The sequence below is a fragment of the Cryobacterium sp. AP27 genome (assembly GCF_056680495.1).
This window is the reverse complement of the sequence record NZ_CM155285.1, coordinates 1,634,449-1,656,176: the sequence shown is the minus strand read 5'-3', so window position 1 is coordinate 1,656,176 and position 21,728 is coordinate 1,634,449. Positions and strand designations below refer to the sequence as shown.

At 65.6% G+C, this 21,728-nt stretch carries 23 protein-coding genes; 20 read left to right on the top strand and 3 right to left on the bottom strand.

Going from position 1 to position 21,728, the window contains the following annotated elements; all coding sequences use genetic code 11:
• Positions 1-264: 264 nt before the first annotated feature.
• The 5 genes from AC1MB9_RS07880 (at position 265) to hemW (ending at position 5,740) form a co-directional block, all read left to right on the top strand.
• Positions 265-660, top strand: a complete 396-nt coding sequence (locus tag AC1MB9_RS07880; protein ID WP_479964455.1) for a YciI family protein — start codon at positions 265-267, stop codon at positions 658-660.
• Positions 624-1,931, top strand: coding sequence for an RNA polymerase sigma factor (locus AC1MB9_RS07875; RefSeq protein ID WP_479964454.1), 1,308 nt, complete (start codon positions 624-626; stop codon positions 1,929-1,931). The genes AC1MB9_RS07880 and AC1MB9_RS07875 overlap by 37 nt, the downstream gene beginning before the upstream one ends.
• A 72-nt stretch (positions 1,932-2,003) precedes the next feature.
• Positions 2,004-3,860, top strand: a complete 1,857-nt coding sequence (lepA, locus tag AC1MB9_RS07870; protein WP_479964453.1) for a translation elongation factor 4 — start codon at positions 2,004-2,006, stop codon at positions 3,858-3,860.
• 4 nt (positions 3,861-3,864) lie between these two features.
• Positions 3,865-4,512 carry a DUF1990 family protein gene (locus AC1MB9_RS07865; RefSeq protein ID WP_479964452.1) on the top strand — a complete coding sequence of 216 codons (648 nt, stop codon included), beginning with the start codon at positions 3,865-3,867 and terminating at the stop codon, positions 4,510-4,512.
• 4 nt (positions 4,513-4,516) lie between these two features.
• Entirely contained in the window at positions 4,517-5,740 is a 1,224-nt protein-coding gene (hemW, locus tag AC1MB9_RS07860; RefSeq protein WP_479964451.1) for a radical SAM family heme chaperone HemW, read from the top strand.
• A 14-nt stretch (positions 5,741-5,754) separates the two neighbouring features.
• On the opposite strand, the gene AC1MB9_RS07855 is transcribed toward hemW, so the two are convergent.
• Positions 5,755-6,132 carry a DUF4870 domain-containing protein gene (locus AC1MB9_RS07855; protein ID WP_479964450.1) on the bottom strand — a complete coding sequence of 126 codons (378 nt, stop codon included), beginning with the start codon at positions 6,130-6,132 and terminating at the stop codon, positions 5,755-5,757.
• A gap of 65 nt (positions 6,133-6,197) precedes the next feature.
• Positions 6,198-6,638: a DUF4870 domain-containing protein gene (locus AC1MB9_RS07850; RefSeq protein ID WP_479964449.1), complete on the bottom strand. Its 441-nt coding sequence runs from the start codon at positions 6,636-6,638 to the stop codon at positions 6,198-6,200.
• 167 nt (positions 6,639-6,805) lie between these two features.
• Here AC1MB9_RS07850 and hrcA point away from each other — a divergent pair, with 167 nt between their 5' ends.
• The 9 genes from hrcA (at position 6,806) to leuA (ending at position 15,850) form a co-directional block, all read left to right on the top strand.
• Positions 6,806-7,834: a heat-inducible transcriptional repressor HrcA gene (gene hrcA / locus AC1MB9_RS07845; RefSeq protein ID WP_479964448.1), complete on the top strand. Its 1,029-nt coding sequence runs from the start codon at positions 6,806-6,808 to the stop codon at positions 7,832-7,834.
• A 76-nt stretch (positions 7,835-7,910) separates the two neighbouring features.
• A complete protein-coding gene (dnaJ, locus tag AC1MB9_RS07840) occupies positions 7,911-9,017 on the top strand; it encodes a molecular chaperone DnaJ (protein ID WP_479964447.1) in 1,107 nt (368 codons plus the stop codon).
• Between the two features lie 12 nt (positions 9,018-9,029).
• On the top strand, positions 9,030-9,770 hold the full coding sequence (locus tag AC1MB9_RS07835) for a 16S rRNA (uracil(1498)-N(3))-methyltransferase (RefSeq protein WP_479964446.1): 741 nt from the start codon (positions 9,030-9,032) through the stop codon (positions 9,768-9,770).
• A gap of 19 nt (positions 9,771-9,789) precedes the next feature.
• Positions 9,790-10,167: an HIT domain-containing protein gene (locus tag AC1MB9_RS07830; protein WP_479964445.1), complete on the top strand. Its 378-nt coding sequence runs from the start codon at positions 9,790-9,792 to the stop codon at positions 10,165-10,167.
• Positions 10,154-11,236: a PhoH family protein gene (locus tag AC1MB9_RS07825; protein ID WP_479964444.1), complete on the top strand. Its 1,083-nt coding sequence runs from the start codon at positions 10,154-10,156 to the stop codon at positions 11,234-11,236. The genes AC1MB9_RS07830 and AC1MB9_RS07825 overlap by 14 nt, the downstream gene beginning before the upstream one ends.
• Positions 11,233-11,697: an rRNA maturation RNase YbeY gene (ybeY, locus tag AC1MB9_RS07820; protein WP_479964443.1), complete on the top strand. Its 465-nt coding sequence runs from the start codon at positions 11,233-11,235 to the stop codon at positions 11,695-11,697. The genes AC1MB9_RS07825 and ybeY overlap by 4 nt, the downstream gene beginning before the upstream one ends.
• On the top strand, positions 11,697-13,016 hold the full coding sequence (locus tag AC1MB9_RS07815; RefSeq protein WP_479964442.1) for a hemolysin family protein: 1,320 nt from the start codon (positions 11,697-11,699) through the stop codon (positions 13,014-13,016). The genes ybeY and AC1MB9_RS07815 overlap by 1 nt, the downstream gene beginning before the upstream one ends.
• Positions 13,000-13,917: a GTPase Era gene (gene era, locus AC1MB9_RS07810; protein WP_479964441.1), complete on the top strand. Its 918-nt coding sequence runs from the start codon at positions 13,000-13,002 to the stop codon at positions 13,915-13,917. The genes AC1MB9_RS07815 and era overlap by 17 nt, the downstream gene beginning before the upstream one ends.
• Positions 13,918-14,083: 166 nt before the next feature.
• A complete protein-coding gene (gene leuA, locus AC1MB9_RS07805) occupies positions 14,084-15,850 on the top strand; it encodes a 2-isopropylmalate synthase (RefSeq protein ID WP_479964440.1) in 1,767 nt (588 codons plus the stop codon).
• 76 nt (positions 15,851-15,926) lie between these two features.
• Here the strand turns inward: leuA and AC1MB9_RS07800 are convergent, their stop codons facing one another.
• Complete coding sequence (locus AC1MB9_RS07800; RefSeq protein WP_479964439.1) at positions 15,927-16,550, bottom strand: hypothetical protein; 624 nt, start codon at positions 16,548-16,550, stop codon at positions 15,927-15,929.
• A gap of 174 nt (positions 16,551-16,724) precedes the next feature.
• Between AC1MB9_RS07800 and recO the strand changes: the two genes are divergently transcribed.
• From recO to AC1MB9_RS07770, 6 genes are all read left to right on the top strand, one after another.
• Positions 16,725-17,447, top strand: coding sequence for a DNA repair protein RecO (gene recO / locus AC1MB9_RS07795; protein WP_479964438.1), 723 nt, complete (start codon positions 16,725-16,727; stop codon positions 17,445-17,447).
• Entirely contained in the window at positions 17,444-18,292 is an 849-nt protein-coding gene (locus AC1MB9_RS07790; RefSeq protein WP_479964437.1) for an isoprenyl transferase, read from the top strand. Before recO ends, AC1MB9_RS07790 begins: the two co-directional genes overlap by 4 nt.
• 112 nt (positions 18,293-18,404) lie before the next feature.
• Positions 18,405-19,082 carry a DsbA family oxidoreductase gene (locus tag AC1MB9_RS07785; RefSeq protein ID WP_479964436.1) on the top strand — a complete coding sequence of 226 codons (678 nt, stop codon included), beginning with the start codon at positions 18,405-18,407 and terminating at the stop codon, positions 19,080-19,082.
• Entirely contained in the window at positions 19,079-19,204 is a 126-nt protein-coding gene (locus AC1MB9_RS07780; protein WP_479964435.1) for a hypothetical protein, read from the top strand. Before AC1MB9_RS07785 ends, AC1MB9_RS07780 begins: the two co-directional genes overlap by 4 nt.
• A gap of 107 nt (positions 19,205-19,311) precedes the next feature.
• A complete protein-coding gene (gene dusB, locus AC1MB9_RS07775) occupies positions 19,312-20,466 on the top strand; it encodes a tRNA dihydrouridine synthase DusB (protein WP_479964434.1) in 1,155 nt (384 codons plus the stop codon).
• Complete coding sequence (locus tag AC1MB9_RS07770) at positions 20,459-21,724, top strand: deoxyguanosinetriphosphate triphosphohydrolase (protein WP_479964433.1); 1,266 nt, start codon at positions 20,459-20,461, stop codon at positions 21,722-21,724. The genes dusB and AC1MB9_RS07770 overlap by 8 nt, the downstream gene beginning before the upstream one ends.
• Positions 21,725-21,728: the final 4 nt, after the last annotated feature.

Sequence of the window (21,728 nt, the reverse complement as noted above, 5' to 3'; positions counted from 1 at the left end):
CAGTCGCGCCCGACGCCGGCTGGGCACGCGCCGGCTGGGTGCTCTGCGGCGGCCATGATCGGGTCGTAGCCATGTTCGTGCGGTGCGGTGCGGTGCGGTCTCTGCTGCGCCAGTGGCCGTCCGAGAACTTTACTTGCCGCAGCGGCTTCGTGCTGCCCGAACAATTTCGAAAGAACTCCCAGGTTTGTGAGCATGGGTGTCGATTCCGACCTGTCTCGATCGTCATGTCAGTGTCACTATCAATCAAGCAGAAGGGAATCCACCATGCAGTACTCACTGCTCGTTATGAGCCTGGAAGCCGGCGACGCCGAGCTCAGCGACGAGGCCATGGAATGGGGCCGCCGGGCGTTCGACGCCTACGCGAAAACGCTCGACGCCGCGGGCGTGCTCGTCTCCGCCGACATCCTGCAGCCGGTCGCCGTCGCGACCACCATCTCGGTGCGGGACGGTGCGCTCCGAGTGCAGGACGGACCGTTCGCTGACACCAAGGAACGCCTCAACGGCACGTTCGTCGTCCAGGTCCCCGACCTGGACGCGGCCATCAGCTGGGCCGAGAAATGCCCGGGCGCTCAGTATGGCGCCGTCGAGATTCGACCCTCAGCGATCATCTTTCACGATGGCGCGTGGCACAGCCAGGTCAGCGAAGCGACGCAGGTCTGAGCACTGACGCGAAAGCTGACTCCCGGGCGCGGGCCGAGGAGGTGGCCCGCGCCGCCTACGGGCGCCTGCTCGCCGTGCTCGCTGCGCCCACGGGCGACATACCCGCAGCTGAGGACGCCCTCGCCGACGCGTTCGAGCGCGCCCTGACAACGTGGCCACGTGCGGGCATCCCCGACAATCCGGAGGGCTGGCTGGTGACCGTCGCACGCAATCGCCTGCGCGACCTGTGGAAATCCGCTGCTGTCCGTCGCCAGACCCCCCTCGGTGACAGCGAACGCTACACCGAAGCGTTCGCCGGCGGGCTGAACGACATCGACGTCGACCGGATCGGCGACAAGCGTCTGGAACTGCTTTTTGTCTGCGCGCACCCGGCGATCGATCCGGGCATCCGTACGCCGCTCATGCTGCAAACCGTGCTCGGCATCGACACCGCCCACATCGCCGCCGTGTTCCACCTGCCTCCGGCCACCCTGGCGCAGCGTCTGGTCCGCGCTAAACGGCGCATCCGCGATGCTCGAATCCCATTCTCGGTTGCCCACCGCGCTGACCTTCCCGCCCGGCTCCCAGCTGTGCTCGAAGCCGTGTATGGCGCCTATTCCATCGACTGGCAGACGGCCAGTTCCCGCGAGGTCGACTCGCTCACCGGAGAAGCGCTCTACCTCGCCACGACCCTCGCTGCCCTCTTGCCGCGGAACGCCGAGGCGCTCGGGCTGGCTGCGCTGCTCTCCTTCTCCCTGGCCAGGGCGCCCGCCCGCTTCTCCGCGACCGGGGAACCGATCCCCATCGATCACCAGGATCCCACCCTGTGGGATACCGCGCTGCTGGCCCAGGGCGAGGCGTTGCTCCGTCGCGCCCACCGGCTTGAATCCATCGGACGGTTCCAGTTGGAAGCGGCCATTCAATCGGTGTTCAGCGAACGGACGAGATCCCACGGCACCGACCGCGTCGCGCTGAAAACACTGCATCAGGCGCTGGTGCAGCTTGCGCCCACCCTTGGAGCACGCGTTGCCCTCAGTGTGGCGATCAGCGACGTGGATGGTGCCGAGGCCGGCCTGCGCACGCTCGAACAGATCGAGGGGGCCGACGACTTTCAGCCGGCCTGGGCGACTCGGGCCTACCTGCTGGCCCAGGCCGGTCAGGTTGAGCGCGCCCGCTCCGCCTACGCCAGGGCCATCGTCCTGACCACGGATGCCGGCACGCGCACGCAGCTGCAGCACAGCCTCGACGACCTCGACAGGATTGGTGATCTGGGCGGCCAGCGCAGCCCGTGATCAAAGCGGTTCGGGCCCCGCGTTGTCGGTGTTGACCGGCGAACCGCCCGAGCATGGGACAATAGACGAACTATGTCACCGAGAGCCCTTCACGCGCTGGAACCGGCCGCCACAGCCCCCGAGTTCATCCGTAACTTCTGCATCATTGCCCACATTGACCACGGCAAATCCACGCTGGCCGACCGCATGCTGCAGATCACGGGAGTGGTCGAGGAACGAGCCATGCGTGCGCAGTACCTGGACCGCATGGATATTGAGCGTGAGCGCGGCATCACCATCAAGAGCCAGGCCGTGCGCATGCCCTGGGAAGTCGACGGTGTCACCTACGCGCTGAACATGATCGACACGCCAGGTCACGTGGACTTCACCTACGAGGTCTCGCGCAGCCTTGCCGCGTGTGAGGGGGCGATCCTCCTCGTGGACGCGGCGCAGGGCATCGAAGCCCAGACCCTGGCGAACCTGTACCTCGCGCTGGAAAACGACCTCACGATCATCCCCGTGCTGAACAAGATCGACCTTCCCGCGGCCGACCCCGACAAGTACGCCCGCGAACTCGCGAGCCTCATCGGCGGCAAGCCGGAGGACGTGCTGCGCGTTTCCGGTAAAACCGGCATGGGTGTCTCTGAGCTCCTCGACCTCGCGGCGCGGTCCATTCCCGCTCCGATGGGCGACCCGGACGCTCCCACCCGCGCGATGATTTTCGACTCGGTCTACGACAGCTACCGCGGCGTTGTCACCTACGTGCGCATGATCGACGGCAATCTCGGCCCGCGCGAGAAGATCCAGATGATGTCCACGCGGGCCACGCACGAGATCCTCGAGATCGGCGTGATCTCCCCGGAGCCGACGGTCAGCAAGAAGGGCCTTGGTGTCGGCGAGGTCGGCTACCTGATCACCGGTGTGAAAGACGTGCGCCAGTCCAAGGTCGGCGACACGGTCACGACCGCGCTGCGGCCGGCCACGGAGGCGCTCCCCGGCTACACGGAACCTCAGCCCATGGTGTTCTCCGGGCTGTACCCGATCGACGGCAGCGACTACCCGGCGCTGCGCGAGGCGCTCGACAAGCTCAAACTGTCGGATGCCTCCCTCGGCTACGAACCCGAGACATCCGTCGCCCTCGGCTTCGGCTTTCGCTGCGGCTTTCTCGGCCTGCTGCACCTCGAGATCATCACGGAGCGCATCGACCGAGAATTCGGCATCGACCTGATCACGACCGCGCCGAGCGTGCCGTACGAGGTCACCACCGACGACAAGAAGACCGTCACGGTCACCAACCCGAGCGAGTTCCCCAACGGCAAGATCGCGTCGGTGATGGAACCCATCGTGAAGGCGGCCGTTCTCGCGCCGAAGGACTATGTCGGTGTGATCATGGAACTCTGCCAGAGCCGCCGCGGCACCCTGCTCGGAATGGATTACCTCGGCGAAGACCGGGTCGAGATCCGCTACACGATGCCCCTCGGCGAGATTGTCTTCGACTTCTTCGACAACCTGAAGAGCCGCACCGCCGGCTACGGCTCGCTGGACTACGAGCCCACCGGTTCGCAGGAAGCCGACCTGGTCAAGGTCGACATTCTGCTGCAGGGCGAGCAGGTCGATGCGTTCAGCGCCATCGTGCACCGCGACAAGGCGTACGAGTACGGGGTGCTGATGACCGGCCGGCTGCGCAAGCTCATCCCGCGCCAGCAGTTCGATGTGCCGATCCAGGCCGCGATCGGCGCCCGAATCATCGCCCGTGAATCGATCAGCGCCATCCGCAAGGACGTGCTCGCCAAGTGCTACGGCGGTGACATCTCCCGTAAACGTAAACTGCTCGAGAAGCAGAAAGAGGGCAAGAAGCGCATGAAGATGGTCGGTCGCGTTGAGGTTCCGCAGGAAGCCTTCATCGCGGCGCTGTCCGGCGACGAGCCCCCCAAGAAAGAAAAGAAGTAGCCGGATGCGTCGATCCACGTTCACTGATGCTGCCGTGACCTATGGGGCCATCGGCGGCACGCTTGCCCCCGACCTGATGCAGTACCCGCCGAAGGGCCACCGGCCGCTGGAACGCAGCGTACGTCTCGGCAGCGGCGACGAGCGTTTCGACGTCGCGTCGAAGCTGCTCATGACCTGGGGTGTGCAACGGGGCAGTGGGATGAGCGTCACCGACCTGGAAAACGGCACCGGGGTGCAGTACACGCCGGTGGAGTTCGAGCCGGACGGCACGCCGATTCCCGCCCGCCAGGCGCCGGACGGGGAGGCCACCTTCGCTGAAGACGGTACGCCGTACATCATGAACGGGATGACCGCGCAACTGGAGATCCACGTCGGCCCGATGCGGGTCAAGGCACCGGTGCGCGTCGTGTACGTCATCGCCGAGAAGACTCGTGTCGGCTTCGCGTACGGCACCATGAAGGGGCATCCCGAAAGCGGTGAGGAGTCGTTCATCGTTGAGAAGCGGGACGACGACTCCGTCTGGTTCACGCTGCGCGCGTTCTCCCGCCCGAGCACCTGGTACTACCGTCTCGCGTCCCCGCTTCTGCGCATTCAGCAGGAACGCTTCACCCGTCGGTACCTGAAGGCGCTTCACCCGGTTGGGGCGCTGTAGGTCCGTGGCTGGTGCACTTCCCCTCGGCGACCCGGCCCCGGCCGATGGCCTGATTCCGGCGTCGGCATCCGTCGGCGCGTCGGAACGCGACTTCGGCGTCTACCTGCACGTACCGTTCTGCCGCGTGCGGTGCGGTTACTGCGACTTCAACACATACACGGCGACCGAACTCCGCGGCGTCAAGCAGAGCGACTACGCGAGCCAGGCCGTGCTCGAGGTCGAGGCCGCCGGTCGCATTCTGACCGAATCGGGCCTTCCGCAACGGCACGTGTCCACCGTGTTCTTCGGCGGCGGAACACCGACGCTGCTTCCGGTGACCGACCTGGTGAAGATGCTCCAGGCCGTGCGCACCCAGTGGGGGATCGAGCCGGGGGCCGAGGTCACGACCGAGGCCAACCCCGACTCCGTCGACGCCGCGTACCTGCAATCGCTGGCCGACGCCGGTTTCACCCGGGTGTCCTTCGGCATGCAGTCGGCCGTTCCGAGCGTTCTGGCCACTCTGGAACGCACCCACGACCCGGACCGGGTTCCCCTCGTCGTGCGCTGGGCGCGCCAGGCGGGGCTGGACGTGAGCCTCGATCTCATCTACGGCACCCCGGGGGAGACGATCGCGAACTGGCGCGCAAGTCTGGAACAGGCCATCGGCCAGGCGCCGGATCACCTGAGTGCGTACTCGCTCATCGTCGAGGAGGGCACCAAGCTGGCCCGGCAGATCCGTCGGGGCGACGTCGTACCCATCAACGACGACCAGCAGGCGGAATTCTACGAGCTGGCCGACGAGCTCCTGGCCGAGGCCGGATATCACTGGTACGAGGTGAGCAACTGGGCAACGGATGCGGCGCACGAGTCGCGGCACAACCTCTCGTACTGGCGCAGCCACGATTGGTGGGGCGTTGGTCCCGGAGCGCACAGCCACGTGGGCGGGGTGCGCTGGTGGAACGTGAAGCACCCGGCGGCCTACGCCGAGCGGGTGCTGTCCGGTGTGTCACCGGCCGTCGGACGGGAAGCGCTCGATGAGCCGACCCGGGAGCTCGAACGGGTGCTGCTGCTCAGCCGGATTCGCACCGGGATCCCGATCGCATCGCTGGCCGAAGCCGGGCGGCACGAGGTCGCCGGTTTGATCGCCGACGAACTCATCAATGCCAGAGCGGCCCTGACCGGGTCCATCGAGTTGACCCTGAAGGGGCGACTTCTGGCGGATGCGGTCGTGCGACGCATCACCCCATAGGGTCGCCCGGCGGGTCAGCTGACGAACTTGAACGAGAGCGGGTATGTGTATCCCTCGCCGCGGTTCGCGGCGAGGCCCGCCAGAATGCTGAACACGATGACCAGCGCCCAAATGGCGAATCCGAGCAGGTAGCCGACGAAGATGGCGGTGAGTACGGCCGACACGGCGTAGCCGATGGCCGCGGTGATCTGAAAATTCAACGCCGTCGCGCTGTGCGCGCGGATGAACGGTCCGCGCTCCTTTAACAGCAGGTAGCCGAGCAGCGCCGGCACAAACGAAAAGAAGATGCCGGCCACATGGATGAGCGTGGCCCAGAGTTTCTCGTCTGCGGGGCTCAGCGGCGCGGCGGGCGAGGAGCGGTACGGATCGCTGGGCGGGGTGGCATCAGACATTCGGTCTCCTGTATCAACGACCGGCATTCTGGCGCTCTGCCACCGGCCCTCCCAGCGTACCCGGGCTACTTGATGAAGCGCACGGACACCGGATACCGGTACGTGCCGCCGTCTTTCACCGCCAGGAAGCCCATGATCGAGAACACCACGGTCATGATCCACACGACCAAACCGAGGAAGTTGAACAGGAGTCCGATCCCGAGCGTGATCAGGGCAAGGAACGTTCCGATGAAGAACACCGCGAACCAGGCGATGGTGACCGTGATCTGAAAGTTCAGTGCCTCTTTGGCCTCGATGTTGGTGCGCCGACCGCGGTCCTTGAATACGAGCCAAATGATGAGGGAGGGAAGAATCCAGAGGATCCCGCCCAGATGGGCCAGGGAGGCCCATTGTTGATCTTCGGCCGCCGTGAGCGGCGCCGCGGCGGCCGCGGACGGGTACGAGGACTGTGGCTGGTTCTGGCCGGGGTCGGGGTCGCGGGGAGCCTGCGCGTTTGGATCGCTCATGATCATGCCTTTCACAATGAATGTGTATGAGACCGCGTATATGCATAAGTTACTGCGACCCCCCTGCGGGAGCAATGGGCGATATTGTCCCTGGCGCGATATGATTGGCACTCAGGCAATGTGAGTGCCAGTGTTGTGGTGCGTACGACAGGTAGGGAGGCGTGACGATGGTTTCTGATCGTGGTCTCGACGTCTTACGCGTCATCGTGCAGGATTACGTGGCATCTCGCGAACCGGTCGGGTCCAAATCCATCGTCGACCGGCACTCCTTCGGAGTCTCGGCTGCGACCATTCGCAATGACATGGCCCTCCTCGAGGAGGAAGACCTGATCGCAGCGCCGCACACGTCGTCGGGGAGAATCCCCACCGACAAGGGCTACCGGGTCTTCGTCGATCACCTCGCGGACCTGCGGCCTCTAACGCCGGCTCAACGACAGGCCATCGAGACGTTCCTCGGCCAGTCGGCGGATCTCGACGAGGTTCTCGTGCGCAGCGTGCGTCTACTCTCTCAACTCACCCATCAGGTCGCACTGGTGCAGTACCCGTCGCTGTCCCGCGCCAAGGTGCGGCACATTGAACTTGTCTCGCTCACCCAGACCCGGGTGCTCTCCGTGCTCATCACGGATTCCGGCGCCGTCGAGCAGCGTGTCATCGACCTGCCGCTTCCCGTCGACGAGCCGACGCTCGCTCAGGTGCGTTCGCACCTCACCGCCGCGATTGTCGGACTGACCATGACGGATGCTGCGGCGGCGTTGACGGGCGCGCCGTTGCTTGTTGCCCCGGGAAACCGAGACGTCGATGCCGTGACCGAGCTGATCACGTCGACGCTCCGGGAGCAGGTCGGCGCCAACGGCCAGACCAAACTGGTGATGGCCGGAACCGCCAATCTGGTTCGAACGGAAGAAGATTTTTCCGGCAGCATCTACCCGGTGCTCGAGGCGATCGAGGAGCAGGTCGTTCTCCTGCGCCTGTTCGGCGAGATGGCCACTGACCAGCACGGGGTCTCGGTCAGCATCGGCCGCGAGAACGCGCCGTTTGAACTGGCCGAAACCTCGGTTTTGACGAGCGGATACAGCTCAAACGGCAACCTGGCCCGCCTTGGCGTACTCGGCCCCACCCGCATGGATTACTCCAACAACATGGCGGCCGTCCGCGCCGTCGCACGCTACCTTTCCACCCTCCTGGGCGAGAGCTGATCCATAGCGCACCTGACCCAGACAGCACCGACAATCACCTACTTCCGTAACAACAGAGCAACGAGGAGAGCCACCTTTGGCTGACCACTATGAAGTTCTCGGCGTGAGCCGCGACGCAACCACCGACGAAATAAAGAAGGCGTATCGACGCCTGGCCCGCCAGCTGCACCCGGACGTCAACCCCGGCGCAGAAGCGTCCGAAACATTCAAAAGCGTCACTCACGCCTACGACGTGCTGAGCGATTCCGCGCAGCGGCAGAAATACGATCAGGGCGGGCAGAACGGCGGCGGATTCGACGGCCAAAACTTCGGCAACTTCGGCGACATTTTCGAGACGTTCTTCGGTGGTGGCGGCGGATCAACGCGCGGTCCGCGCTCCCGGCGGGAACGCGGCCAGGACGCGCTCATTCGCGTGGAACTGGACCTTGCCGAGGTCATCTTCGGAACACACCGCGACCTCGAGGTCGATACGGCTGTGCTCTGCGGCACCTGCAAGGGATCGTGCTGCCAGCCCGGAACCGCACCCGTCACCTGCGACATCTGCCACGGCAGCGGCAGCATCCAGCGCGCCGTGCGCTCCCTGCTGGGCAACGTCATGACGAGCAGCCCGTGTGGTTCCTGCCGCGGCTTCGGCACCATCATCGCGACGCCGTGCACCACCTGCTCCGGCCAGGGACGCGTTCGCGCCCGCCGCACCGTGCCCGTGGACGTTCCCGCGGGCGTGGACACCGGCCTGCGACTGCAGATGCCCGGAAGCGGCGAGGTCGGCTCGGCCGGCGGCCCGAACGGCGACCTCTACCTCGAGATGAAGGTGCGTCACCACGACGTCTTCAGCAGAGACGGCGATGACCTCATGTGCGCCCTGGAAGTTCCGATGACGTCCGCGATTCTCGGGACCACGGTCAAGCTCAAGGCGCTCGACGGCGACATCGAAGTGGAACTACGCGCCGGTGTGCAGAGTTCTGAGATTCTCACGATCAAGGACCGTGGCATCACGAAGCTGCGCGGCAATGGCCGCGGAGACCTGAAGATCGGCATCCAGGTCATCACGCCCATGAAGCTCGACCACAAGGAGCGTGACCTCATCGAGCAGTTCGCTGCGCGGCACTCCGCGCCCGCGCCCGCGCTCAGCCACTACCAGCAGGGTCTGTTCGCCAGGCTGCGCGACCGCTTCCTCAGTTAGCGGACAACGACCGTGGCCAATTTCTACCTGGCGCCCGAGCTGCGGGCGGAGGACTCCGCGAGCGGTTCCGTCGTGAGCGTGACGGGTTCGGAGGCCCGGCACGCCGTGACGGTCAGCCGCATTCGCGCGGGCGAACGGTTGCTGATCGGCAACGGTGCGGGACTCGTGTTGTCGGGCACCGTCGTCACGGCGGGCCCGGCGGAGTTCACCCTGCTCGTCGACTCGGCGACGGAGACGGCGGCTCCCACGCCGCGCATCCGTCTCGTTCAGGCCCTCGCAAAAGGTGACCGCGACGAAATGGCTGTGCAGGCCGCGACTGAGCTCGGGATCGACGGTGTCATCCCCTGGGCCGCGGCGCGCTCCATCTCCCGCTGGGAGGGGCCGAAAATTGCGAAGGGTGAGGAACGGTGGTCGAGCATTGTGCGCGAGGCCACCAAGCAGTCGATTCGGCCCTGGCTGCCCACGATCGGCGCGCTGGCCGGCACCAGGCAGCTCGCGGTTCTTGCCACGACGACGCGAATGCTGCTGCTGGAACCCACCGCCTCGGTGCGGCTGACGGCCGTGGCCGCGCCGAACGATGACCGCGACATCGTGCTCGTCGTCGGACCGGAAGGCGGAATCTCACCGGGGGAGCTGAGCCTGCTCGAACAGGCCGGCGCCACCCCGGTGCGCCTCGGCGACACGGTGCTGCGCACGTCAACGGCCGGTCCCGCCGCTCTCGCAATCCTGAATGCGACCCTCGGCCGCTGGTAGTCGCGCTTAAGATAGAGACATGTCTTCTCCCGGCGCAGAACCGTCCATTTTCAGCCGCATCATCGCCCGCGAAATCCCGGCGACCATCGTGGCGGAGACCGACCGCATCATTGCCTTCGAGGACATCGCCCCGCAGGCCCCCGTGCACATCGTCATCACCACGAAGGCGACGCGGTACCGCAACGTCGTCGAGCTCGCGGCGGGGGACCCGGCGCTCCTGGCCGAACTCGTGCACGTGGCTGCCGGCATCGCGGACGACCACACGCGCGGCGAGTTCCGGCTCGTATTCAACACCGGCGCCGCCGCCGGCCAGACCGTCTTCCACGTGCACGCGCACGTGATGGGCGCCGGCGACCCGTCGCAGCCGCTCGGTGAGGGGTCCCTTGGCTCCCTCTGATCCGAAGGATACGCCGCGGCGGGAACTTCGGCTCCGCGTCGATGGGATCGCCATGGTGCGGTTGCTCGGTCCCGAAGACCGCTACCTCTCCACCATCGAGCGGCAATACCCCGATGTGAGCGTGCACGTCCGCGGCAACGACATCACCCTGATCGGGCGCGGGGATGACGTCGAATCCGTGCGGCGTCTCATTGAGGAACTGCAGCTCATGCTGCGGGACGGACAAGACCTCGGAGAGGCCCAGGTGGCAGCGTCGGCACGCATGCTCGACGCTGACGCCGTCACGAGCCCGTCCCAGCTGCTCGGCGCCCCCATCCTCACCGCGCGCGGCAAGAGCGTGCGCGCCAAGTCTGTCGGGCAGAAGGAATACATCGACGCGATTGACGCCAACACCATCGTCTTCGGCATCGGACCGGCCGGCACGGGCAAGACCTATCTGGCCATGGCGAAGGCCGTGCGCGCACTGCAGAACAAAGAGGTCGAACGCATCATCCTCACCCGCCCGGCGGTGGAAGCGGGGGAGCGCCTCGGATTTCTCCCGGGAACCCTCACCGACAAGATCGACCCGTACCTGCGCCCGCTGTACGACGCCCTCGGGGAAATGCTCGATCCGGAGTTGATTCCCAAGCTTCTCGCGGCTGGAACAATCGAAGTCGCGCCGCTCGCCTACATGCGCGGACGCACCCTCAACTCCTCGTTCGTCGTGCTCGACGAGGCGCAGAACACCACCCCGGAACAGATGAAGATGTTCCTCACCCGCCTCGGGTTCGGATCGAAGATGGTCGTCACCGGCGACGTCACCCAGATTGACCTTCCCGTGGGCACCAGCGGGCTGAAGCTCGTGACGCGGGTTTTGGACGGAATCGACGACATCCACTTCTCCTACTTCACGAGCAAGGATGTGGTGCGTCACACCCTGGTCGGCCGCATCGTGGACGCGTACACCGCATACGATGCGCAGCGGCAAGCGCTGCGCCAGGAGACAGCCGAGGCCCGTGATTTCGCGGCCAGAGGCCCCCAACGTTCCGGCGGCCCGCAGGGCCGCCTCCCGAAACGGAGTCAAAGTTGAGCATTGAAATAAACAACGAGTCGGCCATCGAAGTCGACGAAGCAGCCATCCTGCGACTGTCGGCCTTTGCACTGGACACGATGCACGTGCACGCCGACGCCGACCTGGCGATTGTGCTCGTCGACGAGGGTGCGATGGAACAACTCCACGTGCAGTGGATGGACGAGCCGGGACCCACCGACGTGTTGAGCTTTCCGATGGACGAGCTGCGGCCGGGTACGGAAGAGGTGGAAACCCCGCCGGGACTGCTCGGCGACATCGTCCTGTGCCCGCAGGTGGCCCAGGCGCAGGCGGAAACGGCCGGGCACCCGACCCTGGACGAGCTCCTGCTCCTCACCACCCACGGCATCCTGCACCTGCTCGGCTTCGACCACGCCGAGCCCGAGGAAGAAAAAGAGATGTTCGGTATCCAGCGCGATATCCTGCTCGGCTTCACCATGCAGGAACGACACCGCGGTTGATGGTGTGGTTTCTCGCGGCGGCGATTCTCCTGATCGCCTTCGCCGGTTTGATGGCTGCCGTCGACGCCGCCATCACCGCGCAGTCGCGGGCAGACATCGCGGGCCTGGTGCAGACGGCGCGGGCCAAGCGCTCCCTGCGGGCGATCGCGGCCGACACGGGGGCCCACCTCAACGCCATCAACTTCATGCGCATCATCGCGGAAACGACGGCCGCGGTGCTCGTGACCCTGGTCTTTGCCACCAGCATCCAACGGCTCTGGCTGGCCCTGCTCCTGTCCGCGTTCATCATGACCGCGGTGTCTTTCGTGCTGGTCGGTGCCAGTCCGCGCAGCGTGGGCCGGGCGCACCCGGTCAACCTGCTGCGTTCCAGCGCGCTGCTCGTGCACTTCGTGCGGGTGCTGCTCGGCCCGGTGGCCAATGCCCTCGTGGCGCTCGGCAACCGCGTGACACCGGGCCGCAGCCGCCTCGCCACCTTCACCTCGGAGGATCAGCTGCTGAGCATGGTCGACGAAGCCACCGAGCTGGAGGTCATCGAAGAGGCGCATCGGGACCTGATCCACTCCATCTTCGAATTCAACGAAACCGTGGTGCGTGAGGTGATGATTCCCCGTACGGACATGATCACCATCGACGCGGCGGCCAGCATCGACGCGGCCATGGGCCTGTTCCTCAGCACGGGAACATCGCGGGTCCCCGTTCTGGACGGCGAGGTCGACGACGTCACCGGCATCCTCTACCTGCGCGACGTCGCGCGTGTGGTGTACGAACGCGCCGTGAACGCCGAGTCGCTCACTGTCGCGGAACTCGCCCGCCCCGCCGTCTATGTGCCCGAATCCAAGAAGGCCGACGCGACCCTGCGGCAGATGCAGGCCGAATCCAACCACCTGGCCATGGTCATCGACGAGTACGGCGGCATTGCCGGCCTGGTCACGCTCGAGGACCTGATCGAAGAGCTCGTCGGTGACATTTCCGATGAGTACGATCGAGAGTCGATCGAGGTTGAAGACCTCGGAGACGGACATTTCCGTGTCAGTGCACGACTCCCGGTCGATGAACTGGGAGAATTGTTTGACCTTGAACTGGACGACGACGACGTGGACTCGGTCGGTGGTCTCCTCGCAAAGGCCCTGGGCCGGCTTCCGATCGCCGGATCTGTTGCCGGGGTCAGCGGCTTGATCCTCACCGCCGAACGAACAGAGGGTCGGCGAAAGCGCATCAGCACCGTGCTGGTGGAACGAGACGAAGCATTGATTGATGCGCAAACGGCATTCCTTGGAACGTCGGACGATGAAGGAGCAAACCATGACCAGAACAAATGAAAACTCGGCCGGTGCGTACCGTGCCGGATTCGTCTCGTTCGTGGGGCGTCCCAACGTGGGCAAGTCCACCCTCACCAATGCGTTGGTCGGTGAGAAAGTCGCCATCACCTCGTCGAAACCGCAAACCACCCGCCGGGCCATCCGCGGAATCGTGCACCAGAAGAACGGGCAGCTGATTCTGGTGGACACCCCCGGCATTCACAAACCCCGCACCCTGCTCGGTGAACGTCTCAACAGCCTGGTGACCGCCACCCTCGCCGGCGTCGACGTCATCGGGCTCTGCATCCCGGCCAACGAGCCCATCGGCCCCGGCGACAAGTTCATCAACGAACAACTGGATGCGTTCCCTCGCGCCCGCAAGGTCGCCATCGTCACGAAAATCGACGCGTCGTCGAAAACCAACGTGGCCAATCAGCTTCTCGCCGTGTCGCAGCTGCGGGACTGGGAGGCGATTGTGCCGATCTCCTCGACCAGCCGCATTCAGCTGGACACGCTGTCTGTCGAGCTGCTGCGCCTGCTCCCTACGTCCGAACAGCCGCTGTACCCGGCCGATACCGTCACCGACGAGACACTCGAATCACGTATTTCCGAGTACATTCGCGAGGCCGCGCTGGAGGGCGTGACCGACGAACTGCCGCACTCCATCGCCGTGACAATCGACGACATCATCGAACGCGACGACCAGGACCTCGTGGAAATTTACGCCAACCTCTTCGTCGAGCGTGACAGCCAGAAGGGCATCATCATCGGTAAGTCAGGAAGCCGCCTGAAGGATGTCGGCATGCGGGCACGCAAGGAGATCGAACCGCTCGTGGGCAAGCGCGTGTTCCTGTCCCTGCGGGTCAAGATCGCCAAGGAATGGCAGCGCGACCCCAAGCAGCTGGGACGCCTGGGCTTCTAGTCCGCGGGTTCCCTTTTGGGTGAGCCATCCGCGCGAAACGGTGCTAGCCTAAAATCGTGTTGTTCGGTGAGCTCCTCCTTAGCTGCCGCGACGAGTCCTAATCTAAGGCCTCCCTCGTCGCGGCGTTTGTCGTTGGCTGCTGACACTCGTAGAGGGATCACAGATCATGAAGAATAATCAGACCGCGTCCAACCTCCCGGTTCACCGCTACCGCCCGTATCACGAGCAGTTCGGCGTGAACCTCACGGACCGCACCTGGCCGTCCAAGCACATCGAGGTGGCTCCGCGATGGTGCGCCGTTGACCTCCGGGACGGCAACCAGGCGCTCATCGACCCGATGAGCCCCGAACGCAAGCGCATCATGTTCGACCTGCTTGTGCGCATCGGGTACAAGGAGATCGAGGTGGGCTTCCCGTCCGCCAGCCAGACGGACTTCGACTTCGTGCGCAGCCTGATCGACGAGAACGCCATCCCCGACGACGTCACCATCCAGGTGCTGACCCAGGCGCGGGAACCGCTGATCAAGCGCACCTATGAGTCCATCAAGGGCGCCAGGCAGGCCATCGTGCACCTGTACAACTCCACGAGCGTGCTGCAACGCGACGTTGTCTTCCGTCAGGGAAAGCAGGGCATCATCGACCTCGCGCTCCAGGGGGCGCGCATCTGCCGCGAGCAGGAAGCATCCGTGCCCGGCACGACGGTCTACTACGAGTACTCCCCGGAGAGCTTCACCGGCACCGAGCTCGAATTCGCCGTTGACATCTCCAACCAGGTCATCGAAATCTTCGAACCGACCCCGGAGCGCAAGGTCATCATCAACCTGCCCGCGACCGTCGAAATGGCAACGCCCAACGTCTATGCCGACTCCATCGAGTGGATGTCGCGCCACCTGGCCCACCGCGAGAACGTGATCCTGTCCCTGCACCCGCACAACGACCGGGGGACCGCGATCGCGGCCGCCGAGCTCGGCTACCTGGCCGGCGCCGACCGCATCGAGGGCTGCCTGTTCGGCAACGGAGAGCGCACCGGCAACGTCGACCTCGTCGCACTCGGCGTGAACATGTTCACGCAGGGCATCGACCCGCAGATCGATTTCAGCAACATTGACGAGATCAAGCGCACGGCGGAGTACTGCAACCAACTGCCCGTTCCCGAGCGGAGCCCCTGGGCCGGCGACCTGGTTTTCACCGCGTTCAGCGGCTCCCACCAGGACGCCATCAAGAAGGGCTTCGAGGCGATGGACGCCGATGCGGCCGCACAGGAGTGCACGACCGACGACCTCGTCTGGGCCGTTCCGTACCTGCCCGTTGACCCCAAGGACCTGGGCCGCAGCTACGAGGCGGTCATTCGCGTGAATTCCCAGTCGGGCAAGGGTGGGGTCGCGTACCTGCTCAAGACCGATCACTCGCTCGACCTGCCCCGCAAGCTGCAGATCGAATTCTCCGGCGTGGTGCAGGCGAAGACCGACAGCGAGGGCGGCGAGGTCACGAGCGCCCAGATCTGGGACATTTTCAACGACGAGTACCTGCCGGCGAGCATGAAGGCACCCGACGCCAAGTGGGGCAGGTTCGAGCTCTTCTCCACGCGCACGTCCAGCGACCTGGCCGGGCATGTCGACCTCGCGGTCGATCTGCGCGACGGGGAGGATGTGGCCAACGTGACGGGCCAGGGCAACGGCCCGATCAACGCGTTCCTCACGGTGATGGCCGCGCGGGACATCCAGATCACCCTGTATGACTACGTGGAGCATGCCCTGTCCGCCGGCGGCGACGCACTCGCCGCCGCCTACGTGGAGCTCGACGTCAACGGCAAACGGTACTGGGGCGTCGGCATCGACGAGGACATCTCCACGGCCTCGCTCAAGGCCGTCGTCTCCGCCGTCAACCGGGGCGTGCGCCTCGAGGTCAGCGACCTCGAACTCAGCGCGGTCTAAACTCAGCGCGGTCTAACCCCGCGCAACGCCGCACGGAGCACGGCCCGCCACAATGGCGGGCCGTGCTCCGAATCGGCTACCGTACCCGGCGCGATGCGACCGCGAAGGCTTCGGCGGCCACGCTGGCATCCGAGATCCCCGTCGACAGCGGATCCGGAACCAGCACCGCGCGGCAGTCCGCTATCGCCCCCGCCAGCACGTCATGGAGCCGGGCGTCCGGGTCGGGCGAGCAGGCCTCGGCGATGCCCTGAACGGACACCCGCAGGATCGAATCCGCCGTGCGTGGCGTGAACTTGGAGTGCGACCACGACCGCACGGACACGATGAAGTCCCGCGCCCACTTCTCGGCGTCGGGCGCCTGCCGGAGCGCCCCATGAATGCGTTCCGACGTCTCTGGGGTGTCGATGCCGAGCCGCTTGAGATTTCGTTCGCACGACAGGATCCCCACGGCCAGCGCGCGTTGCCGGTCGACACTCACCACCGGCAGCGCCGCGGCAGCCGCACGCAGCGAAACCAGAGTTTCGATCTGCGGCCGGTCTCCGCGCAGACCGATGACCGACGGAATCAACACGGCCAGTCGTGAGCGGCCGTCATCACTCGTGCAATCGTTGACCATGCGTGCCAGCGAGGCAAGCACCGGATGCGTGCACGCCGGGTGGTCACTCCACGATTCGCCCGCCAGATACGAAGCAAATTCCATGAAGCAGCCGCCGCTGCGCGGGTTGCGGTGCTTACCCCGAGACAAGACGGGCATTCCGTCTGGCAAAGCTATCTGAACCGGTTTCATAGTGACCTCCACGCCACGAGAGAGTTTCCCTTTCAGTCTCCCCCCGCCGCGCGCGAATTACCAGTGCCAGAAGTGGGAGAATCAGGTGTGCCTGTCTACCGAGATGAAGCCGTCGTGCTGCGAACCCACAAGTTGGGCGAAGCGGACCGCATCGTCACCCTGCTCACCCGAGCCCACGGCAAGGTGCGGGCCGTCGCCAAGGGCGTGCGGCGCACGGGGTCCAAATTCGGGGCACGGCTCGAGCCCTTCATGGTCGCCGACGTGCAGCTGTACGAGGGGCGGAGCCTCGACATTGTCACCCAGGCCGAATCGCTCGGCTCCTACGGTGCGCTGATCACCGCGGACTACGACAGCTACACCGCCGCCAGCGTCATGGTGGAAACGGCCGACAAGCTCACCGAATCCGAGGGGTCCCTGCAGCAATACCTGCTCCTGGTGGGCGCGCTGCGATCCCTCTCGCGCCGGGAACACGGCTCGCGCCTCACCCTGGACTCCTATCTCCTGCGCGCGGTCTCCATGGCCGGCTGGGCACCCAGCTTTCAGGACTGCGCCCGCTGCGCCGCCGTCGGGGAGCACTCGTCGATCGTGGTTCAACTGGGCGGGGTCGTCTGCGATGACTGCGCGCCACCCGGGTCCCCGCGCCTCGAGCGCACAACCATTGTTCTCCTGAGCGCCCTGCTCACCGGCGATTGGGACCACGCCGCGTCCACCAGCGAGCGCACGCAGAGCCAGGCGGGTGGCATCGTCGCGGCGTACACGCAGTGGCACCTCGGACGCGGACTACGATCTCTGGAACACGTGAATCGATGACATCCCCCGAACAAACCCGGCGCGGATTCCTGCGCAAACCCCGCGCGGACACGCCCCGTACCCACAAAGACGCCATGCCGTTCAAGGCGCTCGACTGGACCGGGCTGTACCCGCCGGTCATCGACCCGAAGGCCGTTCCCGAGCACGTCGCCGTCGTGATGGACGGGAACGGCCGCTGGGCGAACGCGCGGGGACTCAGCCGAATCGAGGGGCACAAAATGGGTGAGGCCGCGCTCCTCGACGTTGTCGCCGGCGCCATCCAGCTCGGCGTCAAACACCTCAGCGTCTACGCCTTCTCCACGGAGAACTGGAAGCGTTCGCCCGAAGAGGTGCGCTTTCTCATGGGGTTCAACCGCGACGTGCTGCACCGTCGCCGCGACCAACTGAACGACTGGGGGGTACGCGTTCGGTGGGCCGGTCGCAAGCCGCGGCTGTGGGCATCCGTCATCAACGAACTGCAGTTCGCCGAGAAACTCACCGCCGGCAACGACGTGCTCACCCTGACCATGTGCGTGAACTACGGTGGCCGCACCGAGATCACCGATGCCGTGCGGCAGCTGGCCGAAGACGTCGCGGCCGGCCGGCTGAAGCCGTCCGGGATCACCGAGAAGGCCATTCAGCGGCACCTGTACACAAGCGACCTCCCCGACGTCGACCTGTTCCTACGCAGCTCGGGGGAGCAACGCACGAGTAATTTTCTGCTGTGGCAGAGCGCCTACGCGGAGATGGTCTTTCTCGACACGCTCTGGCCCGACTTCACGCGCGTTGATCTCTGGCACGCCGTGGAGCTCTATGCCGCGCGCAATCGCCGCTACGGCGGGGCCGTCGACGCCCCCACCGCATAGCTACGGTGTCATTAGAATCAGATTCTCGTGACTGGAACGTGTTTCTGATCTACCGCCGGGGAATATTGCGGGCGGCTGCGGCCGTTGCGTCAGAGTGACCGATACAACGAGTGTGAACGCAACGACAACCACGGCCGACACCATCAAGGTGGACATCTGGTCGGATGTCCAATGTCCCTGGTGCTACATCGGCAAACGAAAATTCGAGGCGGGGACGGCCCTGTACGGCGGGCCGGTTGCGGTGGAATACCACAGCTACGAGCTCTCGCCCGATACCCCGGTCGACTACGCGGGAACGCCGACTCAGTACCTCAGTGAGAAGAAGGGCCTGCCCATCGCTGAGGTCGAGCAGATGCTTGAGCGCGTGACGGGCATTGCGGAGAGCGTCGGACTGCACTACGACTACGACGCCATCCACCAGACCAACACGGTCATCTCGCACGAACTGCTTCACTACGCCAAGGCCAAGGGACGCCAGCTCGACATGAAGGAGCGCCTGCTGAAGGCGTACTTCGTGGAGGGCGGTCACGTGGGGCGCATCGAAGACCTCGCTGACCTCGCGGCCGAAATCGGTCTGGACCGGGCCGATGTGGTTCGGGTGCTGACCGAGCACGTATATCTCGCCGATGTGAAGGCAGATGTCGCCCAGGCCGTCGAGTACGGCATTCAGGGAGTTCCGTTCTTCGTCATCGACGGGAAATACGGAGTGTCCGGGGCGCAGGACCCTGATACGTTTGCCCAAGTCTTGAACCAGGTACGAACCGAGAAATCTGAGGAGAACATCGCATGAGCGACGCAACCACCACGAGCACCCCCGCCGACGCCACGCCGCGCCCGACGATCCAGCTCCTCGAGCAGCCGGGTGAAGAAGCCGGATCGTGCGGCTGCGGTTCCTGCGGCTGCGGGGCCTGAGGCTCAGCCTACGAATCCCTCTTGTCGTGCGACCGGTGTGGTGCCCTTCGGGGGTGCCACACCCGTTGTATTTCGGGGCGGATTGTTCTGGAAGAATTGACCTACACATGACTCTCACACACGCGTCTCCCGCACCACTCAAGATCGGGCCCCTCACGCTCGACGTACCCGTCGTTCTCGCGCCCATGGCCGGAATCACGAACACCGCCTTTCGACGCCTCTGCCGCGAATTCGGTGCGGGCCTCTACGTCAGCGAAATGATCACGTCCCGCGCCCTGATCGAGCGCACGCGCGAGTCGATGCGGCTGATCACCCACCATCCCAGCGAGACCACCCGGTCCATTCAGCTCTACGGCGTCGACCCCAAGACCGTGTCTGAAGCCGTGACCATGCTCGTGGCCGAGGACCGTGCCGACCACATTGACCTGAACTTCGGCTGCCCGGTGCCCAAGGTCACCCGCAAGGGCGGGGGAGCGGCGTTGCCGTGGAAACTCGGTCTCTTCCGCCAGATCGTCGAGGCTGCGGTGAACGCGGCCGGTGATGTGCCCGTTACCGTGAAGATGCGCAAGGGCATCGACTCGGATCACCTCACGTACCTCGAAGCCGGTCGCGCCGCGGCGGGCGCCGGTGTCGCCTCGATCGCCCTGCACGCACGCACGGCAGCGGAGTTCTACTCCGGTCAGGCCGACTGGGCGGCCATCGAAAAGCTCAAGAACACCATCACGGACACGCCGATCCTCGGCAACGGGGACATCTGGTCGGCCGGTGATGCCCTGCGAATGGTCGCCGAGACCGGATGCGACGGCGTCGTCGTCGGGCGTGGCTGCCTGGGCCGCCCGTGGCTGTTCGGCGACCTCGCTGCGGCGTTCCGCGGGGAGACCGTGAAGGCGGAACCCACCCTGGGGCGGGTGAGCGCGACGTTCCGTCGGCACGCGGAACTCTTGACGGAGTTCTTCGAGAGCGAGGAACGCGCCTGCCGCGACATTCGCAAACACGTCGCGTGGTACTTCAAGGGTTATCCGGTGGGCGGTGACCTGCGCGCCCGACTGGCCTCCGTGGAGTCCCTGGCCATGCTCGACGACCTGCTCGGAACCCTCGACGGGGACCAGCCGTACCCCGGTGAGGGTGCCGAGGGACCCCGCGGGCGGGCCGGAACGCCCAAGAAGCCGTCCCTGCCGGAGCGGTGGCTGGACTCGCAGGAGCTCGCCGGGGTCGAGCGACAGCACCTGACCGAGGGAGAAGGAGACACAAGCGGTGGCTGACTCAACGGAACACGGCACGCCCCCGTATAGCGAACACGACGAGGAACGCTGGTTTCCGGAGGAGCACTACTCACGGCGCAGCGACTTCGCCCGGGACCGCGCCCGGTTGCTGCATTCCAGCGCTCTGCGGCGCCTCGCCGCCAAGACCCAGGTGCTCAGCCCGACCGCCGGCCTCGATTTTGCGCGCAATCGGCTCACGCACTCGCTCGAGGTGGCCCAGGTGGGCCGCGAACTCGCGAATCGGCTCAATGCGAACCCGGACATCGTCGACACGGCCTGCCTCGCGCACGACATCGGACACCCGCCGTTCGGCCACAACGGCGAGAAAGCCCTCAACACCTGGTCGCTGGACATCGGCGGCTTCGAAGGAAATGCCCAGACGCTCCGGCTCGTCACCCGCCTGGAGCCGAAGATCTTCGGCCCCAACGGGGAAAGTTACGGACTCAACCTCACTCGAGCCAGCCTTGACGCGAGCTGCAAGTACCCGTGGCCGGAAAGCTCGTCCGTGCGCGATCCCAGCGGACGCGCCAAGTTCGGGTTCTACGACGCCGACATCGCCGCCTTCAAATGGCTGCGCCGCGGTGCCCCCGACCGGCAGCTGTGCATCGAGGCAGAGATCATGGACCTCTCCGACGACATCGCCTACTCCGTGCACGACTTCGAGGATGCCGTCGTGAACGGGTACGTGGACGTGGCGCTGCTCGGCCGCCGCACCAACCACGACGACCTCCTCGCCACCATGTCGGAATGGATCGGCAACGAACTCTCCGAGGAAGACCTCTCCCGGGCGTTCAACCGTTTGGACTCCCTCGACTACTGGATGTCCGAATGGTCCGGCGGACGCCGCGACCAGGGCCGGCTCAAGAATCTCAGCAGCCAGCTCATCGGACGCTTCAGCGGCTCCGCGGTGCGCGCCACGCGGCTGGCCTACCCGGGCCAGAATTTCACCCGATTCGCCGCGCACGTCGTCGTGCCCCGGGAAACGCAGGCCGAGATCGCCGTGCTCAAGGGCATCGTCGCGGCATTCGTGATGACCCGCAACACGCGCAAACCGATTTACGTGCAGCAGCGGCAGGTGCTGACGCTGCTCGCCGACACGCTCCTGGCGAGCGGTGACGAGCATCTGGATCCGGGTTTCACCGAAGACTGGGCGGCCGCCCGCGACGACGCGGCCCGCAAGCGCGTGGTCGTCGACCAGGTCGCGAGCCTCACCGACCAATCCGCATTGGCCTGGTACGAACGACTCGTGCAGGGTTAGTGCG

Coding starts and splice junctions, on each gene's coding strand:
- AC1MB9_RS07880 (WP_479964455.1), top strand. CDS start 265: ATGCAGTACTCACTGCTCGTTATGAGCCTGGAAGCCGGCGACGCCGAG.
- lepA (WP_479964453.1), top strand. CDS start 2,004: ATGTCACCGAGAGCCCTTCACGCGCTGGAACCGGCCGCCACAGCCCCC.
- AC1MB9_RS07865 (WP_479964452.1), top strand. CDS start 3,865: ATGCGTCGATCCACGTTCACTGATGCTGCCGTGACCTATGGGGCCATC.
- AC1MB9_RS07855 (WP_479964450.1), bottom strand. CDS start 6,132: ATGTCTGATGCCACCCCGCCCAGCGATCCGTACCGCTCCTCGCCCGCC.
- AC1MB9_RS07850 (WP_479964449.1), bottom strand. CDS start 6,638: ATGAGCGATCCAAACGCGCAGGCTCCCCGCGACCCCGACCCCGGCCAG.
- hrcA (WP_479964448.1), top strand. CDS start 6,806: ATGGTTTCTGATCGTGGTCTCGACGTCTTACGCGTCATCGTGCAGGAT.
- AC1MB9_RS07830 (WP_479964445.1), top strand. CDS start 9,790: ATGTCTTCTCCCGGCGCAGAACCGTCCATTTTCAGCCGCATCATCGCC.
- AC1MB9_RS07815 (WP_479964442.1), top strand. CDS start 11,697: ATGGTGTGGTTTCTCGCGGCGGCGATTCTCCTGATCGCCTTCGCCGGT.
- era (WP_479964441.1), top strand. CDS start 13,000: ATGACCAGAACAAATGAAAACTCGGCCGGTGCGTACCGTGCCGGATTC.
- leuA (WP_479964440.1), top strand. CDS start 14,084: ATGAAGAATAATCAGACCGCGTCCAACCTCCCGGTTCACCGCTACCGC.
- AC1MB9_RS07800 (WP_479964439.1), bottom strand. CDS start 16,550: ATGGAATTTGCTTCGTATCTGGCGGGCGAATCGTGGAGTGACCACCCG.
- AC1MB9_RS07790 (WP_479964437.1), top strand. CDS start 17,444: ATGACATCCCCCGAACAAACCCGGCGCGGATTCCTGCGCAAACCCCGC.
- AC1MB9_RS07780 (WP_479964435.1), top strand. CDS start 19,079: ATGAGCGACGCAACCACCACGAGCACCCCCGCCGACGCCACGCCGCGC.
- dusB (WP_479964434.1), top strand. CDS start 19,312: ATGACTCTCACACACGCGTCTCCCGCACCACTCAAGATCGGGCCCCTC.